This is a genomic window from Kitasatospora sp. cg17-2 (assembly GCF_054031055.1).
In genome coordinates, this window is the sequence record NZ_CM132923.1 from 2761881 (window position 1) to 2779895 (window position 18015).

Annotated in this window: 13 protein-coding genes and 1 pseudogene; 5 read left to right on the plus strand and 9 right to left on the minus strand. The window is 72.4% G+C overall.

Going from position 1 to position 18015, the window contains the following annotated elements:
• Nucleotides 1-37 precede the first annotated feature (37 nt).
• Nucleotides 38-1805, minus strand: a pseudogene (gene arc, locus ACW14Y_RS11040) (proteasome ATPase).
• 290 nt (nucleotides 1806-2095) lie between these two features.
• Here arc and ACW14Y_RS11045 point away from each other — a divergent pair.
• The gene (locus ACW14Y_RS11045) at nucleotides 2096-2392 is read left to right on the plus strand and encodes a ferredoxin (protein WP_380310244.1); all 297 of its coding nucleotides are present in this window, start codon (nucleotides 2096-2098) and stop codon (nucleotides 2390-2392) included.
• A gap of 55 nt (nucleotides 2393-2447) precedes the next feature.
• On the opposite strand, the gene ACW14Y_RS11050 is transcribed toward ACW14Y_RS11045, so the two are convergent.
• The 3 genes from ACW14Y_RS11050 to ACW14Y_RS11060 form a co-directional block, all read right to left on the minus strand.
• Nucleotides 2448-3053, minus strand: a complete 606-nt coding sequence (locus ACW14Y_RS11050; RefSeq protein ID WP_093862725.1) for a hypothetical protein — start codon at nucleotides 3051-3053, stop codon at nucleotides 2448-2450.
• Nucleotides 3054-3183: 130 nt separating this feature from the next.
• On the minus strand, nucleotides 3184-4143 hold the full coding sequence (locus ACW14Y_RS11055; RefSeq protein ID WP_380310246.1) for a tRNA (adenine-N1)-methyltransferase: 960 nt from the start codon (nucleotides 4141-4143) through the stop codon (nucleotides 3184-3186).
• A 93-nt stretch (nucleotides 4144-4236) separates the two neighbouring features.
• Entirely contained in the window at nucleotides 4237-5457 is a 1221-nt protein-coding gene (locus ACW14Y_RS11060; protein ID WP_380310248.1) for a site-2 protease family protein, read from the minus strand.
• Between the two features lie 182 nt (nucleotides 5458-5639).
• On the opposite strand from ACW14Y_RS11060, the gene ACW14Y_RS11065 reads away from it, so the two are divergent.
• Together ACW14Y_RS11065 and ACW14Y_RS11070 are read left to right on the plus strand one after the other, a co-directional pair.
• Nucleotides 5640-6548, plus strand: coding sequence for a RecB family exonuclease (locus tag ACW14Y_RS11065; protein ID WP_380395049.1), 909 nt, complete (start codon nucleotides 5640-5642; stop codon nucleotides 6546-6548).
• On the plus strand, nucleotides 6549-7220 hold the full coding sequence (locus tag ACW14Y_RS11070; protein ID WP_030299918.1) for a response regulator: 672 nt from the start codon (nucleotides 6549-6551) through the stop codon (nucleotides 7218-7220).
• A 96-nt stretch (nucleotides 7221-7316) separates the two neighbouring features.
• Here ACW14Y_RS11070 and ACW14Y_RS11075 read toward each other — a convergent pair whose 3' ends face one another.
• The 3 genes from ACW14Y_RS11075 to metH all read right to left on the minus strand — a co-directional run bounded on the left by ACW14Y_RS11075 (nucleotide 7317) and on the right by metH (nucleotide 13568).
• Nucleotides 7317-8924, minus strand: a complete 1608-nt coding sequence (locus tag ACW14Y_RS11075) for an ABC transporter substrate-binding protein (protein WP_380311860.1) — start codon at nucleotides 8922-8924, stop codon at nucleotides 7317-7319.
• Nucleotides 8925-9209: 285 nt separating this feature from the next.
• Nucleotides 9210-9917 (minus strand): HAD family hydrolase, encoded by a 708-nt coding sequence (locus ACW14Y_RS11080; RefSeq protein WP_380395035.1) that lies wholly within the window; start codon nucleotides 9915-9917, stop codon nucleotides 9210-9212.
• A gap of 141 nt (nucleotides 9918-10058) precedes the next feature.
• Nucleotides 10059-13568 carry a methionine synthase gene (metH, locus tag ACW14Y_RS11085; RefSeq protein WP_380311866.1) on the minus strand — a complete coding sequence of 1170 codons (3510 nt, stop codon included), beginning with the start codon at nucleotides 13566-13568 and terminating at the stop codon, nucleotides 10059-10061.
• Nucleotides 13569-13713: 145 nt separating this feature from the next.
• Here metH and ACW14Y_RS11090 point away from each other — a divergent pair, with 145 nt between their 5' ends.
• On the plus strand, nucleotides 13714-14814 hold the full coding sequence (locus ACW14Y_RS11090) for a glycoside hydrolase family 18 protein (RefSeq protein WP_380395036.1): 1101 nt from the start codon (nucleotides 13714-13716) through the stop codon (nucleotides 14812-14814).
• Between the two features lie 7 nt (nucleotides 14815-14821).
• On the opposite strand, the gene ACW14Y_RS11095 is transcribed toward ACW14Y_RS11090, so the two are convergent.
• Nucleotides 14822-15364 (minus strand): SRPBCC family protein, encoded by a 543-nt coding sequence (locus ACW14Y_RS11095; RefSeq protein WP_380311872.1) that lies wholly within the window; start codon nucleotides 15362-15364, stop codon nucleotides 14822-14824.
• A 317-nt stretch (nucleotides 15365-15681) separates the two neighbouring features.
• Between ACW14Y_RS11095 and ACW14Y_RS11100 the strand changes: the two genes are divergently transcribed.
• Nucleotides 15682-16632, plus strand: coding sequence for a PAC2 family protein (locus tag ACW14Y_RS11100; protein WP_380311875.1), 951 nt, complete (start codon nucleotides 15682-15684; stop codon nucleotides 16630-16632).
• Between the two features lie 96 nt (nucleotides 16633-16728).
• Here the strand turns inward: ACW14Y_RS11100 and mshC are convergent, their stop codons facing one another.
• Complete coding sequence (gene mshC, locus ACW14Y_RS11105) at nucleotides 16729-17958, minus strand: cysteine--1-D-myo-inosityl 2-amino-2-deoxy-alpha-D-glucopyranoside ligase (protein ID WP_380308208.1); 1230 nt, start codon at nucleotides 17956-17958, stop codon at nucleotides 16729-16731.
• Nucleotides 17959-18015: the final 57 nt, after the last annotated feature.

The window sequence follows — 18015 nt, forward strand, 5'->3', positions numbered from 1 at the left end:
CGGGGTGCGTGCGTTCCGGAGGTCCGGGGCGGAGCGGTTACAGGTACTGTCCGGTGTTGGCGACAGTGTCGATGGAGCGGCCGGACTCGGCGCCCTGCTTGCCGGTGACGAGGGTGCGGATGAAGACGATCCGCTCGCCCTTCTTGCCGGAGATCCGGGCCCAGTCGTCCGGGTTGGTGGTGTTGGGCAGGTCCTCGTTCTCCTTGAACTCGTCGACGCAGGCGTTGAGGAGGTGGGAGACGCGCAGGCCGCGCTGGCCGTGGTCGAGGTAGTCCTTGATGGCCATCTTCTTGGCCCGGTCGACGATGTTCTGGATCATCGCGCCGGAGTTGAAGTCCTTGAAGTACAGGACCTCCTTGTCACCGTTGGCGTAGGTGACCTCCAGGAAGCGGTTCTCCTCGGTCTCGGAGTACATCCGCTCCACCACGGACTGGATCATGGCGGCGACGGTGGCCTCCAGCGAGCCGTCGTGCTCCTTGACGTCGTCGGGGTGGAAGGGCAGCGAGCCCTTGAGGTACTTGGAGAAGATGTCCTTGGCGGCCTCGGCGTCGGGGCGCTCGATCTTGATCTTGACGTCCAGGCGGCCGGGCCGCAGGATCGCCGGGTCGATCATGTCCTCGCGGTTCGAGGCGCCGATGACGATGACGTTCTCCAGGCCCTCCACGCCGTCGATCTCGGCGAGCAGCTGGGGGACGATGGTGTTCTCCACGTCCGAGCTGACGCCGGAGCCGCGGGTGCGGAACAGCGACTCCATCTCGTCGAAGAAGACGATGACGGGGGTGCCCTCGCTCGCCTTCTCGCGGGCGCGCTGGAAGACCAGGCGGATCTGCCGCTCGGTCTCGCCGACGTACTTGTTGAGGAGCTCGGGGCCCTTGATGTTGAGGAAGTAGCTCTTCCCCTGGGGCCGGCCGGTGACCTCGGCGACCTTCTTGGCCAGCGAGTTCGCGACGGCCTTGGCGATGAGCGTCTTGCCGCAGCCGGGCGGGCCGTAGAGCAGGACGCCCTTGGGCGGGCGCAGCTCGTACTCCTTGAAGAGGTCGGCGTGCAGGTAGGGCAGCTCGACCGCGTCGCGGATCTGCTCGATCTGGTTGGCGAGGCCGCCGATCTGGCGGTAGTCGATGTCCGGGACCTCTTCGAGGACGAGCTCCTCGACCTCGGACTTCGGCACGACCTCGTAGACGTAGCCGGAGCGCGGCTCCAGCAGCGAGGGCGTCGCCCGTCCGCAGGGTGATGTCGCGCAGGGGCTCGGCCAGGCGCACCACCCGCTCCTCGTCGGTGTGGCCGACGACCAGGGCCCGCTCGCCGTCCTCGAGGACCTCCTTGAGGGTGACGAGGTCGCCGATGCTCTCGAAGGCCATCGCGTCCACGATGTTGAGGGCCTCGTTGAGCATCACCTCCTGGCCGCGCCGCAGTTCGTCGAGGACGACGTTGGGGCTGACGTTCACGCGGAGCTTGCGGCCGCCGGTGAAGATGTCGGCGGTGCCGTCCTCGTTGGGAGCGAGGAACACGCCGAATCCGGCCGGGGGCTGTGCCAGCCGGTCCACTTCCTCCTTGAGGGCCACGATCTGGTCGCGGGCCTCACGCAGGGTGGAGGCGAGCCGTTCGTTCTGGGCGGTCACGCCGGCCAGGTTGGTCTGGAGCTCGACGATCCGCTCTTCGAGGATTCTCGAATTGCGCGGCGAGTCGGCGAGCTTGCGGCGCAGTCCGGCGATTTCCTGCTCAAGGTACGAGACCTGAGCGGCCTCGTCGGAACCACGAGCGGGCCTGCCGGTGCTGCGGTTGTAGTCGTCATCGTGGGCTGCCACGGTCCTCACCTCCTCCGGGGAGCTGGACGCTTCCAGACCCTACCTGGGACCAGGGGTCCGTAAACCCCTAGATCAAGAAAGATGGAACGGGCGTGTCCGATCTTCGCCCTCGCGTGCTTCCCCTCTGCTAGGGGGATACCCACCGCGCACCGGCCAAAGCGGACCAGATGTATCGTCGAGCGAGTCGATATCCGATCGCGACCGACGCCCGAGGTCCGATCGTTGTACGAATGGCGGGAATGCCCCAGGACGGGGCGTCCCGGGACAGAAACGGCGGACGAAACATGTCGGTGAACGGGACGACGGAGGCGGCCGAGCCGCTGGAAGTCTGGATCGACCAGGACCTGTGCACCGGCGACGGCATCTGCGTGCAGTACGCGCCGGAGGTCTTCGAGCTGGACATCGACGGCCTCGCCTACGTGAAGGGCGAGGACGACGAGCTGCGCCAGCAGCCGGGCGAGAGCGTGCCGGTGCCGCTGACGCTGCTTCAGGACGTGGTGGACTCGGTGAAGGACTGCCCCGGCGACTGCATCCACGTGCGCCGGGCCAACGACCGGGTCGAGGTCTTCGGGCCCGACGCCGAGTAGGCCGGGGCCCGGCTCCGGGCGGGCATCCGCCCGACGCCGGGCGGGCGCGGGTCCGTCAGGTGAGGGCCAGTGGGGCGGCGGTCTGGGAGCGGTCCCAGGCGCCGCCCTTGTGCGTCCAGGTGAGGTCGAGCGAGATGTCGGGGGCGAACCGCGGCACCTCGTCGCTCGAATACCCCTGCGCGTGGCCGGTGATGGCGCCGTCCGAACGCAGCGCGAGCCGGCTGACGATCAGGTTCTCGCGCTCCGAGAGCAGCGTGGCGAGGACGGCGGGGCGGCCGCCGGGGCCGGGGCCGAGCAGGAAGACGCCGTCGGGCGGGGTGCCGTTCCCGGCCGCGCAGTGCGCGGCGGCGACGGTGCCGGGCCTACCGTCGCCGAGGTCGGCGGCGAAGCTCACGGCTATGGTCACCGGGAACGGCCCGCAGTCGAGCGGGAGTTCGGCCCGGGCCGGATCGGGCGCGGCGGCCGCGGGCAGGGCCCTGGGGGTGGGCCGGGCGGGCCCGGTGGTGCCGCCGGCGGGGCCGGCGGCCAGTGCGGCCGCCACCACGGCGGCGCAGCCGCCCACCGTGACGCCCCAGTGCCAGGGGGTGGTGCGCCCCCGACCGGGGCCGGTGCGGCCCGTCGCGGTCCGCTGTCCAGCCGTCGTCCCGACCGCGGTCTCCACCAGGCGTCCCCTCCAGTGGTCTGTGTGAGCGAGCATCGTCCCACACCGGGGCGGCCGGGAGGTGTCGGGGTGTGCGGGAACGCGGGAGGGGTGGTACGGCGATGCCGTACCACCCCTCCGGTAGCTGTTCTCAGCCGAGGTCGACCTGGTCGGCGCTCCCGGTGCGGGCGGCGGCCCGGGCGGCCGCGCGCTCCTGCAGGGTGGGCTCGGGGGCCCCGTTGTCGTACTCCTCGCCGTAGGCGCCCTTGGCCGGGCGGCGGCGGCGCAGCGGCGGCTCGACGCCGTCGGCGAGGCGCCGGGCGGTGAGCAGGAAGCCGGTGTGGCCGATCATCCGGTGGTCCGGGCGGACGGCCAGGCCCTCCAGGTGCCAGGTGCGGACCATGGTCTCCCAGGCCTGCGGCTCGGTGTAGGTGCCGTGCTCGCGCAGCGCCTCGACGGTCCGGGACATCTGCGTGGTGGTGGCCACGTAGCAGCAGATGAGGCCGCCGGGGACGAGCGCCTTGGAGGCGATGTCCAGGCACTCCCAGGGGGCGAGCATGTCCAGGATGACGCGGTCGACGTCGGTCTCGACCAGGTTGTCCTGGAGGTCGCCGACGGTGAGCTTCCACGCCGGGTGCGGGCCGCCGAAGTAGCGCTCGACGTTGGACTGCGCGATGTCCGCGAAGTCCTGGCGGCGCTCGTACGAGGCGAGCAGGCCGGTGTCGCCGACGGCGCGCAGCAGGTACGTGGACAGCGCGCCGGAGCCGACGCCGGCCTCGACCACGCGGGCGCCCGGGAAGATGTCGGCCATCGCCAGGATCTGCCCCGCGTCCTTGGGGTAGATCACGGCGGCGCCGCGCGGCATGGACAGGACGTAGTCGGGGAGCAGGGGGCGCAGCGCGAGGTACGGGACGTTCCCCGTGGTGCGCACGACCGTGCCCTCGGGGGCGCCGATCAGCTCGTCGTGGGGGAACGCACCCTTGTGGGTGTGGAACTGGTTCCCGGCCTGGAGCGTGAACGTGTAGTGGCGGCCCTTGGGGTCGGTCAGCTGGACCTGGTCCCCGACCTGGAAGGGCCCGCGTCGGCGGGTGGCACCGGTCGGTTCGGACATGCGGACAATCCTAAGGGAAGCGCGCCGTCCGCCCGACCAGGTGATCGTCCGCGCGCTGCCGGGTGGCCCTCCGCGCCCCGCGGGGCGACCGTCTCAGCGGCCGGTGACGGCGGCGGTGAGCCGCTGTTCGATGTCGGTGAGCGTGGCGACGCCGAACACCCGTCCGTCCGCCTCGACCACCAGGTACTCCCCGGCGGGGGTGGCGCGGACGGCGCGCAGCAGGTCCTCGCCGGCCAGGTCGGCGGGGAGCCGCAGGCCGGGTTCGAGGTCGCGGGCGAGCGGGCCGACGGCGACCCAGGGTCGGCGGTGCTCGGGGATGCCGCGCACGGCGGACTCGCGGACGAGGGCGATCGGCTCGCCGCGCCCGTCGACGACGACGACGGCGCCGGCCTGGGCCTCGTGGGCGCGGCGCATGGCCTCGCCGAGCGGGGTGTCGGCGGTGACCTCGACGGCCCGGCGGGCGAGGTCGCGCAGCCGCAGGCCGGGCAGGACCTCCTTGAGCCGGGCGTTGCGCAGGGCGCCGGTGGCGCCGTTCCAGATGATGGCGGCGAGCACGGCGGCGAGGACGGCGTCGACCAGGGTGTCGGTGCGGCTGCGGTCGAGTTCGCGGGCGGAGCTGACCAGCGGCAGGCCGATCAGGACGGCGACGGCGAGCACCCGGCCGGCCCAGGCGGCGGCGACGGTGCCGGTCATCGGCCGGCCGGTGACCGCCCAGACGACGGCGCGCAGCATCCGGCCGCCGTCGAGCGGCAGGCCGGGCAGCAGGTTGAAGGCGGCGACGACGAGGTTGGAGACCATCAGGCCGGTGAGCAGGACGCCGGGGACGGTGGACAGCTCGACGGCCTGGAGGGCGAGGTAGAACACGCCGCCGAGGACGAGCGAGAGCAGCGGGCCGACGAAGGCGAGCCAGAACTCGCGCCAGGGGCGTTCGGCCTCGTTCTCGATCTCGGAGACGCCGCCGAAGAACTGCAGCTGGATCCGGCGCACGCCGAGCTTGTAGCGCAGGGCGACCAGGGTGTGGGCGAGTTCGTGGATCAGCACCGAGCCGTAGAAGGCGACGGCGAAGAAGAAGGCGAGGAGGTAGCGGGCGGCGCCGAGCTCGGGCAGCACCCGGTCGAGCTGGCCGCCGAAGACCCAGGTGATGAGGGCGGCGATGACGAACCAGGACGGGGTGACGTAGATCGGTACGCCGAAGGGGCGGCCCATCAGGATGCCGCCGCGGGGCTCCGGGTCCTCGGGCGGCGGGGGCCCGGGCCGGGTGCCGCTGTCGTGCGGTGGCTGGTCGGAGGTCCGCCGGCCACTGGAGTCGCTCACCGTGTTCCCTTCGTCCGTCTGCCACCGGCGCGCGCCGCGCGCCGGTGCGCCCACGCTACGTGATCGGGGCGGTCGTCCGGCGCGCGCCCCTCGCCTTCCCACTGCCTTCATACCCACCCGTAGGCCTCCGACGGCAGCACCGTGGCAGCGGGATGACAGCGCAGGGCAATAGGGTCTGGGGTATGCAGCAGACCGAGACCAGCAGCGCCGTCGTGGCCCCGGCGCGGGCGGCGGCGGCCCCGACCGGGCTGTCCCCGTCGCGCGCGGGCGACTTCCTGACCTGCCCGCTGTTGTACCGGCTGCGGGTGATCGACCGGCTGCCGGAGCCGCCGAGTCCGGCGGCGACCCGGGGCACGCTGGTGCACGCGGTGCTGGAGCGGCTGTTCGACTCCCCGGCGGCGGACCGTACGCCGGAGCGGGCGCTGGGGCTGCTGCGCCCGCAGTGGGAGCGGCTGCTGGGCGAGCGCCCGGAGCTGGCCGGGCTGTTCCCGGAGGACCCGGACGGCGCGGCGCTGACGCGCTGGCTGGGGGACGCGGAGAAGCTGGTCGCCCAGTGGTTCCGGCTGGAGGACCCGACCCGGCTGCACCCGGTGGAGCGCGAGCTCTACGTGGAGACGGCCCTGGAGTCGGGGCTGCTGCTGCGCGGGTACATCGACCGGGTCGATGTCGCGCCGACCGGCGAGGTCCGGTTGGTGGACTACAAGACGGGCCGGGCTCCCTCGAGGGACTTCGAGGGCAGGGCGATGTTCCAGATGAAGTTCTACGCGCTGGTGGTCTGGCGCTGGAAGGGCGTGCTCCCCCGGCGGCTGCAGCTGGTCTACCTGGGCGGCGGCGGGGACGTGGTCAGCTACGACCCGGACGAGGCGGACCTGCTGGCCGTGGAGCGCAAGCTGCTGGCGCTGTGGGAGCGGATCGGCCTGGCGGTGGCGACCGGCGACTTCCCGGCGACCCGCAACCGGCTCTGCGACTGGTGCGACCACCGGGCCAGCTGTCCGGAGTTCGGCGGCACGCCCCCGCCGTACCCGCTGCCCCTGGCGCGTACGCCCGACGAGGACGATCCCACCGGGGATCAGACGAGCAAGGAGTCCTAGGTGACGATCCGAGTGCTGCTGGTCGACGACCAGCCGCTGCTGCGCACCGGTTTCCGGATGATCCTGGAGGCCGAGTCCGACCTGGTGGTGGTCGGCGAGGCCGGCGACGGCCAGCAGGCGCTGGACCAGGTGCGGGCGCTGCAGCCCGATGTGGTGCTGATGGACATCCGGATGCCGCGGATGGACGGCGTGGAGGCGACCCGCCGGATCGCCGGTCCGGGTCGGGACGGCCCGGCCAAGGTCCTGGTGCTGACCACCTTCGACCTGGACGAGTACGTGGTGGAGGCGCTGCGCGCGGGTGCGAGCGGCTTCCTGCTGAAGGACGTGCCGGCCGAGGAGCTGGTGCAGGCGATCCGGGTGGTGGCGGACGGCGCGGCGATGCTGGCGCCGTCGATCACCCGGCGGCTGCTGGACATGTACGCCACCAAGCTGCCCTCGGGCGAGGAGGCGCCGCCGCAGGCGCTGAACGCGCTGACCGAGCGGGAGCTGGAGGTGCTGAAGCTGGTGGCGCGCGGGCTGTCGAACGCGGAGATCGCGGCGGAGCTGTTCGTCAGCGAGACGACGGTGAAGACGCACGTCGGCCATGTGCTGACGAAGCTGCAGCTGCGCGACCGGGTGCAGGCGGCGGTGTACGCGTACGAGAGCGGCCTGGTGCGGCCCGGCGCGCTGTAGGCGCGCACGACGGAGCGGCCCGTCCGCTCCCGCCCCGGTCCGGGGTGGGAGCGGGCGGGCCGCTCCGTCGTGCTGTCGGGGCGCCGGCCCCTCGGGTCACTTGCCCTTGCCGACCCGGCCGATCTCCCAGAAGCGGAAGAAGCCGGTGGTGTCGACGGTCGACTCGACGCCGGTGATGTTGGACCGGGAGGTGTAGAACGCCTTGTTCTGGAACAGCGGGATGAGCGGGGCGTTCTCGGCCACGATGCCCTGGATCTGGCCGTAGAGGCTGCTGGCGGTGGCCCGGTCGGTCTGCTTGAGGGTGTCGGGCACCAGCTTCTGGCTGATCCGGTTGTCGTCCCAGCCGTGGTGGTACGCACCGCCGTCGACGATCAGCGGCGCGACGTAGTTGTCGGGGTCCGGGTAGTCCGCGAACCAGCCGATCAGGTACATCTGGTACTTGCTCTCGTTCCAGCCCTTCTTGAAGGCGTCCCAGTCGGGCTCCTGCTGGACGGTGACCTGGAACAGGCCGCCGGCCTCCAGCTGCTTCTTGAGGGTCTCGGCCTCGACGGCCTCGGCGCGCGAGCGCGACCAGGTGAGGCTGAGCTTGACCGGGGTGGCCACCTTGGCGGCGGCGAGGATGGCCTTGGCCTTGGCGGGGTCCTGGTCGCCGTAGCGGTCGAAGAAGGCCGTGTTGTGGCCGGTGACGCCGGCCGGGACCATCGAGTACAGCGGCTGGACGGTGCGCGCGAAGACGTCGCGGGCCAGCGCCTTGCGGTCGACCAGCTGGGCGGCGGCCTGGCGGACGGCGACGTTGCCGGCGGTGGCGTCCTTGGTGTTGAACACCAGGTAGCGGGTGTCGTTGCTGTCGCCCTCGACGACGCGCAGGTCGGTCTTGCCGCCCTGCTGGTCCGAGAGGATCTGCGCGGCGGTGTTCGGCTCCAGGCTGTTGTCCGCCAGGTCGACCTCGCCGTTGTCGATCGCGGTCTTGAGGTCGGCCGGCTTGTCGAAGTAGCGCAGCACGAACTTCTTGTTCCGCAGCTTGGCGTCGCCGGTGTACTTGTCGTTGGGCAGGAGCACGACCTTGGCCGGGCCGCTCTTCGGGGTCGCCTCGATCGAGTCGATCTTGTACGGGCCGGAGCCGACCAGCTTGTCGTTCGACAGCGCCTTGTCGGCCGGGAAGACCTCCTGGTCGACGATGGCGCCGGCCGGGCCGGCCAGCTTCGCCGGGAGGGTGGCGTCGGGCTGGGCGAGGTGGAAGAGCACCTCGGTGTCGTTGACCGCCTCGACCGTCTTGATCGACGACAGCAGGCCGGCCGGGCCGTTGGCGTCGTTGATCTTCAGGGTCCGCTGGATCGAGTGCACGACGTCGGCGGAGGTCAGCGCGTGGCCGTTGGAGAACTTCAGCCCGGTCTTGAGCGTGCAGTGGTACTGGGTGGCGTCGCCGGCGGTGAACTCGCAGGCCTGCGCGGCGTCCGGGGTGGGGGCGCTGGACGCGGCCGGGTAGCTCAGCAGCGACTGGAAGGTGTTGCGCAGCAGCAGCCAGGAGCCGGCGTCGTAGGCGACGGCCGGGTCCAGGGCGGTGGTCGTCGCGGTGGTGCCCAGGGTGATCGCCTTGTCGCCCTCGCCCTTGACGGCGTCGGTCACCGAGCCGCAGCCGGCCACCGAAACGGCCACGATTCCGGCGCAGCCGAGCACGGCCAGTCGTTCAGCGGAAGTCTTCACGGGTCGCGTCCTTCTGGGTGCGGGGCTGCGACCGCGGGCACGACGGGGGTGCCCGTCAGCGGCGGTGCCTGGGCTCGGGGGGTGGAACGAACTGGAGTAGCGTGCCATATCGAACACACACCCCCGATACCCGCACAGGTGACAGTTGGGACACGGGCGGGTGCGCTGGGCTGGCCTCTCCTACGAGTTGTCAGGCAATGCCCGTTTTCTCCCCGGGCAGTCTCCCGGCCCGGCCGGTTCCGTCCGCTTACCGGGCGGTACGGCCGGTCCGCAATGAGACGACAATCACACTCGCGAGGCGACCAGCGAGCGCAACAGCTCCAGATCGACCTGCTCCAGCGAGGACAGCACCAGCCGCCCCGGCGCGGGCTCGATCGGCGCCACCGAGGGGACGGCGATCACCGGGCAGCCGGCCGCCTCGGCGGCCCGCACCCCGGTCGGCGCGTCCTCCACCACCACGCAGCGGGCCGGGTCGGCGCCGAGCCGGCGGGCCGCCTCCAGGTACGGGTCCGGGTACGGCTTGGTGCGGGCCACCTCGTCGCCCGCGACCGAGAAGGCGAAGTGCTCGGCGCCCAGCGAGCGGAGCACGATGTCGATGATGTGCCGGTGCGAGGCGGACACCAGGGCGGCCGGGACGCCGTGCGCGGCGAGCGTGTTGAGCAGCCGCTCGGCGCCCGGCATCAGCGGCACCCCGCCGTCCAGCAGGTCGACGAAGCGCCGGTTGATGAGCACCGTCAGCTCGGCCGGCGAGAGGTCCACCCCGGTGCTGGCCAGCAGGTGGTCGATGACCCGGGTCATCGGGCCGCCGACCACGTGGGCGCGGTCCTCGGCGGTCAGCTCGAAACCCAGCTCGGCGAAGAGCGAGGCCTCCGCCTGCCACCAGAAGTCCTCGGTGTCGACCAGCGTCCCGTCCATGTCCAGCAGCACCGCCTGCAGGCCCCGGTCGTCGTCGCCGCGGCCGAGGGTCGGGGTGGCGGTGGAGATGGTGGTCATTGGCGGGATCCTTCCGTCCGTGCCCGGATCGGACCCGGGGATGGCACAGGCCGGCCCGCTTTTGAGCGGACCGGCCCGTTCAGGATCATCAAGGATACGCCCGGGGACCCCGAATGAAGCGAACGCTGCGCAGCGTGGGCATTACCGGGCGTTGAAGTACTTGGCCTCCGGGTGGTGGATCACGATCGCGTCGGTGGACTGCTCGGGGTGCAGCTGGAACTCCTCGGAGAGCACCACGCCGATCCGCTCGGGCTTCAGCAGGTCGGCGATCTTGGCGCGGTCCTCCAGCTCCGGGCAGGCCCCGTAGCCCAGCGAGAACCGGGCGCCGCGGTACTTGAGCGCGAACATGTCCTTGACGTCCTGCGGGTCCTCGTCGCCGAAGCCCAGCTCGTAGCGGACCCGGGCGTGCCAGAACTCGGCCAGCGCCTCGGCCAGCTGGACGGACAGGCCGTGCAGCTCCAGGTAGTCCCGGTAGGAGTTGTCGGCGAACAGCTCGTTGGCCGCCTCGGAGATCCGGTTGCCCATGGTGACCACCTGGAGGCCCAGCACGTCGCGGACCCCGGACTCCTCCGGGCGGAAGAAGTCGGCCAGGCAGAGCCGGCGCCCGCGCCGCTGGCGCGGGAAGGTGAAGCGGGTCCGCTCGCTGCCGTCCTCGTGGAAGACGATCAGGTCGTCGCCCTTGGAGTTCGCCGGGTAGAAGCCGTAGACGACCGCCGCCTCCAGCCAGCCCTCGGTCTGCAGCCGGTCCAGCCACATCCGCAGCCGCGGCCGGCCCTCGGTCTCCACCAGCTCCTCGTACGAGGGGCCCTCGCCGTTGCGGGCCGCCTTGAGGCCCCACTGCCCCTTGAACAGCGCGTCCTCGTCCAGCCAGGAGGAGTAGTCGGCGAACGGCACGCCCTTGACGATCCGGTCGCCCCAGAACGGCGGCTCGGGCACCCGGTTGTCGACCGCGACGTCGGAGCGGATCTGGCCGAGGTTGACCTCCTCCGGCTCCTCGACCTCGACCCGGGCGTGCCGGCGCTGCTTGAGCTCCGGCAGGGTGGCGCCGGGCACGCCGCGCTTGACCGCGATCAGCGCGTCCATCAGCCGCAGGCCCTCGAAGGCGTCCCGGGCGTAGCGGACCTCGCCCTCGTAGATCTCGTGCAGGTCCTGCTCGACGTAGGCGCGGGTCAGCGCGGCGCCGCCGAGGATCACCGGGTAGTCGGCCGCCAGCTTGCGCTGGTTCAGCTCCTCCAGGTTCTCCTTCATGATCACGGTGGACTTGACCAGCAGGCCGGACATCCCGATGACGTCCGCCCGGTGCTCCTGGGCGGCGTCCAGGATCGCCGAGACCGGCTGCTTGATGCCCAGGTTGACCACGGTGTAGCCGTTGTTCGACAGGATGATGTCGACCAGGTTCTTGCCGATGTCGTGGACGTCGCCCTTGACGGTGGCCAGCACGATGGTGCCCTTGCCCTCGTCGTCGGACTTCTCCATGTGCGGCTCCAGGTGGGCCACCGCGGTCTTCATGACCTCGGCCGACTGGAGCACGAACGGCAGCTGCATCTGGCCGGAGCCGAACAGCTCGCCGACCACCTTCATGCCCGCGAGCAGCGTGCCGTTGACGATCTCCAGCGCCGGGCGCTCCGTCAGCGCCTCGTCGAGGTCGGCCTCCAGGCCGTTGCGCTCGCCGTCGACGATCCGCCGCTGGAGCCGCTCCTCCAGCGGCAGCGCGGCCAGCTCCTCCGCCTTGGAGGCCCTGACCGAGGACGAGGAGACGCCCTCGAACAGCTGCAGCAGCTTCTGGAGCGGGTCGTAGCCCTCGCTGCGGCGGTCGTACACCAGGTCGAGCGCGACCTCGCGCTGGTCCTCGGGGATCCGCGCCATCGGCAGGATCTTGGAGGCGTGCACGATCGCCGAGTCCAGGCCGGCGTCGACGCACTCGTTCAGGAAGACCGAGTTGATGACCATCCGGGCGGCCGGACTGAGGCCGAAGGAGATGTTGGACAGGCCGAGGGTGGTCTGCACGTCCGGGTGGCGGCGCTTGAGCTCGCGGATCGCCTCGATGGTCTCGATGCCGTCCCGGCGCGACTCCTCCTGCCCGGTGCCCAGGGTGAAGGCCAGGCAGTCGACCAGGATCGAGCCCTCGTCGACGCCGTACTCGCCGGTCAGCTGGGCGATCAGCCGCTCGGCGATCTCGACCTTCTTGGCGGCGGTACGGGCCTGGCCCTCCTCGTCGATGGTCAGCGCGATCAGGCCGGCGCCGTGCTCGCGGGCCAGCGAGGCGATCCGGCCGAAGCGGGTCTCCGGGCCGTCGCCGTCCTCGTAGTTCACCGAGTTCAGCACGGCGCGCCCGCCGAGCGACTCCAGGCCGGCCCGCAGCACCTCCGGCTCGGTGGAGTCCAGCACGATCGGCAGGGTGGAGGCGGTGGCCAGCCGGCCGGCGATCTCCTTCATGTCGGCGACGCCGTCGCGGCCGACGTAGTCCACGCAGAGGTCCAGCAGGTGGGAGCCGTCCCGGATCTGGTCCCGGGCGATCTCCACGCAGGCCTGCCAGTCGCCGGCCAGCATCGACTCGCGGAACTTCTTCGAACCGTTGGCGTTGGTGCGCTCGCCGATCGCCAGGTACGAGGTGTCCTGGCGGAACGGCACCGACTGGTACAGCGAGGACGCCGCCGCCTCGGGGCGCGGCTCGCGCGGGGCGACCGGGCGGCCCTGCACCCGCTCGACCACCTGGCGCAGGTGCTCGGGGGTGGTGCCGCAGCAGCCGCCGACCAGCGAGAGGCCGTAGTCGCGGGTGAACACGTCGTGCGCGTCGGCCAGCTCGGACGGGCTCAGCGGGTAGTGCGCGCCGTCCTTGCCCAGCACCGGCAGGCCCGCGTTGGGCATGCAGGACAGGCCGATCCGGGCGTTCTTCGCCAGGTAGCGCAGGTGCTCGCTCATCTCGGCCGGGCCGGTGGCGCAGTTCAGGCCGATGTAGTCGACGCCGAGCGGCTCCAGCGCGGTCAGCGCGGCGCCGATCTCCGAGCCGAGCAGCATGGTGCCGGTGGTCTCCACCGTCACCTGGACCAGCACCGGCAGGTCCAGGCCCGCGTCGGCCAGGGCCTGCTTGGAGCCCAGGATCGCGGCCTTGGTCTGCAGCAGGTCCTGGCTGGTCTCCACCAGCAGGGCGTCCGCGCCGCCGGCGATCAGACCGGCCGCGTTCACCCGGAAGCCCTCGCGCAGCACCTCGTACGGGGCGTGGCCCAGGGTCGGCAGCTTGGTGCCGGGGCCGATCGAGCCGAGCACCCAGCGGGTCCGGCCGTCCTCGGCGGCGTGCGCGTCGGCGGCCTCGCGGGCCAGCCGGGCACCGGCCTCGGAGAGCTCGAAGATCCGGTCGGCGATGTCGTACTCGCCGAGCGCGGAGAAGTTGGCGCCGAAGGTGTTGGTCTCCACGCAGTCCACGCCCACCGCGAAGTAGGCGTCGTGGACGGAGCGGACGATGTCGGGCCTGGTCAGGTTGAGGACCTCGTTGCAGCCCTCCAGGTTCTGGAAGTCCTCCAGCGTCGGATCCTGTGCCTGGAGCATGGTGCCCATCGCTCCGTCGGCGACCACCACCCGGGTGGCCAGTGCCTCACGCAGCGCGTTCGCGCGGCTCTGCGGGGTGACGGACGGGCTGGCGGCAATGGCCATGGGGCTTCTCCCTGGGTGCGACGGCTGTCGGCTTTGCGAACCCGCTGAATCGGGGACGCACGTGGCCAGGGTATCCGGCCCCCGCCGGGAGAAGGCCACCTATTCCGTATCCTGAACGCTCGGCCGAACAGGGGGGAACGACCGAGTGACCAGGATCCGGACAGTCGTACGAGACGGAGCCCGGCGGACCGGGCGCGCCGCGGCCGCCCTCGGCCGGGCCCTCGGGTCCCGCTGGCGGGGCTGGTCGCGACGGCGCAAAAGCCTGGTGGTGGCGCTGACGGCGCTCTCCGTGGTGCTGGTCCCGGTCGGCTCGGCGGCGCTCGCGCTGCGCCTGCAGTACGTCGGCGACCCCTCCCCCGAGGCCCGCAGCCGCGGCCGTGACGCGCTCTGGCTCGGCCACGCCTGGGTGGACGGCCGGAAGAGTGACGCGGACGTCGCCGCCCTCGCCGAACGGCTGGCCGGCACCGGCGTCCGCGACCTCTACGTGCACACCGGCCCGCTGGAGCACGACGGCTCGCTGCCGCCCGCCGTGCACCCCCGGGCGCGCTGGTTCACCGAGGCCGCGCACCGGGCGCTGCCCGGCCTCCGGGTGCAGAGCTGGCTGGGCGACGAGGTGAAGCCCGAGAAGGACGCCCTGGACCTGGAGGACGCCGCCACCCGCGACCGGGTCACCGCCTCCGCCCGCCAGGTCCTGGACCTCGGCTTCGACGGCGTCCACTTCGACATGGAGCCGATCCGGCCCGGCTCCGCCGGCTGGCTCGCCCTGCTCGACCAGGTCCGCCCGGTCACCGCCGGGCGCGGCGCGAAACTGTCCGTCGCCGTCCCGCAGCTCGACCCGCTCCCCTACCAGCACACGGTCGCCATCGCGCTCACCGACCACGGCAAGTGGTGGGACCAGGCGTACTTCACCGCCACCGCCCGCCGGGTCGACCAGATCGCGGTGATGACCTACGACTCCAGCATGCCGACCGAGGGGTTCTACGGCGCCTACAACGCCTACCAGACCGAACTCGCCCTGGAGGCCACCCCGGCGGAGACCGACCTGCTGATGGGCCTGCCGTTCTACTGGGAGGACAAGTGGGGCCACCGGGGCCGCGCCGAGACGGTGCCCGCCGGGATCCGGGGCATCCGGCTGGGCCTGGGCCGGCAGGACCCGCACCGGCCGAACTTCGGCGTCGGCCTGTACGTGGACTTCGCCGCCACCGAGCAGAACTGGGCCGACTACCGGCGCGACTGGGTCCGCTGAGGCCCTCCTACGCCGCGGCCATCCGGTCGGCGAGCGCGCCCAGGTAGCGGTGGACGGTGGCGCCCTCGCCGGTCAGGTAGTGGGAGACGGCCCGGTAGAGCGGCTGGTACACCTCGCCGTGCTCGGTGACGGTGAGGGTGCAGCCCCGGCCCGCCGGCGTCAGCACGTACGTCCAGGTGCCGCCGTAGGGCAGGTCCGGGTCGGCGATGCCGGTCACCAGGCGGTGCGGGGCGGCGCTCTCCACGACCTCGTAGGTGGTGTGGCCGTGCTTGCCGTACTCGCGCCAGCGGGGGTGACCCGCGGCGGTGGCGGGCAGCCGCTCGACGTGTGCCAGCCCCGGGCGCCAGGCGGGGAAGAGGTCGACGGCGGTCAGGACGTCCCAGACCTCGGCGGGCGGCCGGTCCAGTTCGAGCCCGCCCTCGCTGACGTGCTCCACCGGCAGCCGTCGGCCCGCGGCCAGCACCGCCGCCGCCAGCCCCGCCGTGACCGCCGCCGCCACCACGACGGTCGCCCCGGCCGCCCCGGCCGCCGTCCATCGCCATCCGCTCATCAGCCGGCTCCTCCACACCCTGCGCGCCCGGCCCCACCACCCATCATCGCGCCGTCCCGCCGCCCGGGCGCGGCCGGACCCGGGGCGGTCCCCCGGGGCCCGCCGGGATAACCGCTGGATCGTGGCCGCCCCCTCGCCCAGACTGTCCCGGTGGCCCGGCGGAACGGCGCTTCAAAGCCCGTAGGCTGGGCAGGTAGGGACCATGGAGCGAGGCGTTCCATGGGTGACGAGAGGTTCGACCGTCGGCTTCCGACCGCCGGCACCCGGGCATTCCCGGCCGGGTGGCGCGGTGGCCGCCGACCGGAGGGAGACGCTGGGTGATCGAGCTGGAGGAAGTTCCCGAGTTGATCGACCCGGTGATGGTGTGCGCCTTCGAGGGGTGGAACGACGCGGGTGACGCCGCCTCGGCCGCGCTGGCGCACCTGGACGAGACCTGGGGCGGCAAGGTGTTCGCCGCGCTCGACGCGGAGGAGTACTACGACTTCCAGGTCAACCGGCCCACCGTCTGGCTGGACGGCGGAGTGCGCCGGATCACCTGGCCCACCACCCGGCTCTCGGTGATCCGCGTCACCGAGCCGACCACCCGGGACGTCGTGCTGGTCCGCGGCATCGAGCCGAGCATGCGCTGGCGCTCGTTCTGCAGCGAGCTGCTCGGCTTCGCGCACGAGCTGGGCGTCGAGCTGGTGGTGATCCTGGGCGCGCTGCTCGGCGACACCCCGCACAGCCGCCCGGTGCCGGTCAGCGGTGTCACCTCGGACCCGGACCTGGCCCGCCGGCTGGAGCTGGAGGAGAGCCGCTACGAGGGCCCGACCGGGATCGTCGGGGTGCTCCAGGAGGCGTGCACGCACGCCGGGGTGCCGGCCGTGACGCTGTGGGCGGCGGTGCCGCACTACGTCGCGCAGCCGCCGAACCCCAAGGCCACCCTGGCGCTGGTCAACAAGCTGGAGGACCTGCTGGACCTGCGCATCCCGCCGGGCGAGCTCGGCGAGGACGCCCGGGCGTGGCAGCTGGGCGTGGACCAGCTGGCCGCCGAGGACAGCGAGGTCGCCGAGTACGTGCAGCAGCTGGAGGAGGCGCAGGACACCGCGGAGCTGCCGGAGGCCTCGGGCGACGCGATCGCCCGGGAGTTCGAGCGGTACCTGCGGCGCCGGGAGAACGTCGGGCCGACCGGCGAGAAGCCCGTCGCCGGGCACGCCACCGCGGAGCGGCCGGCCGAGCCGGAGCCGCCCGCGGCCCGGGAGAGCCAGGACGGCGCCGAGGAGGACTGAGTCCTCCCCGCAGACGCGGGAACGCCGTACGAACGCCGGAGGGGCGCCGGGGCCACTGGCCTCGACGCCCCTCCGGCGTTCGTACGGTGACGCGCCCTACAGCGCGACGCCGAGCAGCGCGTCCACGGTGCGGGTGACCAGGCCCGGGGCGTCGACCCCGGTGCCGCCGTCGCTCTCCTGCGCGGCGGCCCAGCGGTCCACCGCGGCCAGCGCGGCCGGGGCGTCCAGGTCGTTCGCGAGCGCGGCCCGGACCTCGGCGAGCAGCTGCTCGGCGGGCGGGCCGTCCGGGCGGGAGACCGCGGCGCGCCAGCGGGCGAGCCGCTCGACGGCCTCGTCCAGGGTGCCCTTGGTCCACTCCCAGTCCTCGCGGTAGTGGTGCGAGAGCAGAGCCAGCCGGATCGCCGCCGGGTCGACGCCCTCGCGGCGCAGGGCCGAGACGAAGACCAGGTTGCCGCGGGACTTGGACATCTTGTGGCCGTCCAGGCCGACCATGCCGGCGTGCACGTACGCCTGGGCGTACGGGTGGGCGCCGGTGGCGACCTGGGCGTGCGCGGCGCCCATCTCGTGGTGCGGGAAGGACAGGTCGCTGCCGCCGCCCTGGATGTCGAAGGACATGCCGAGGAACTGCAGGGCGATCGCGACGCACTCGATGTGCCAGCCGGGGCGGCCGTGGCCGAGCTCGGTGTCCCAGGCGGGCTCGCCGGGGCGGGCGGCCAGCCACAGCAGGGCGTCCAGCGGGTGGCGCTTGCCGGGGCGGTCCGGGTCGCCGCCGCGCTCGGCGAAGACCGGGTGCATGGCCTCGCGGGTGAGGCCGGAGACCTCGCCGAAGGTCGGGTCGGACTCGACCGAGAAGTAGATGTCGCCGTCCAGCTCGTAGGCGGCACCGCTCGCGAGCAGCTTCTGGACCAGCGGGACGATCCACGGGATGGACTCGACGGCGCCGATGTAGTGGGCCGGCGGGAGCAGCCGCAGCGCGGTCATGTCCTCGCGGAACAGCGCGGTCTCGCGCTCGGCGAGGGCCACCCAGTCCTGTCCGGTCTCGACCGCGCGCTGGAGCAGGGGGTCGTCGACGTCGGTGACGTTCTGCACGTAGAGGACGTCGTGACCGGCGTCCTTCCACACCCGCTGCACCAGGTCGAAGGCGTTGTAGGTGGCGGCGTGGCCCATGTGGGTCGCGTCGTAGGGCGTGATGCCGCAGACGTAGATCCGGGCTGCGCCGTCCTGCGGCACGACCTCCCGGATGCCTCCCGTCGCGGTGTCGTGGATTCGAAGGGGGAGCCCCTGACCAGGCAGGGCGGGAACCTCGGAGGCGGGCCAGGCATGCATGGGATCGACTTTAACCTTGAGAACATTTGAAAGCCTAACCAGTCGGCAAGATCGACT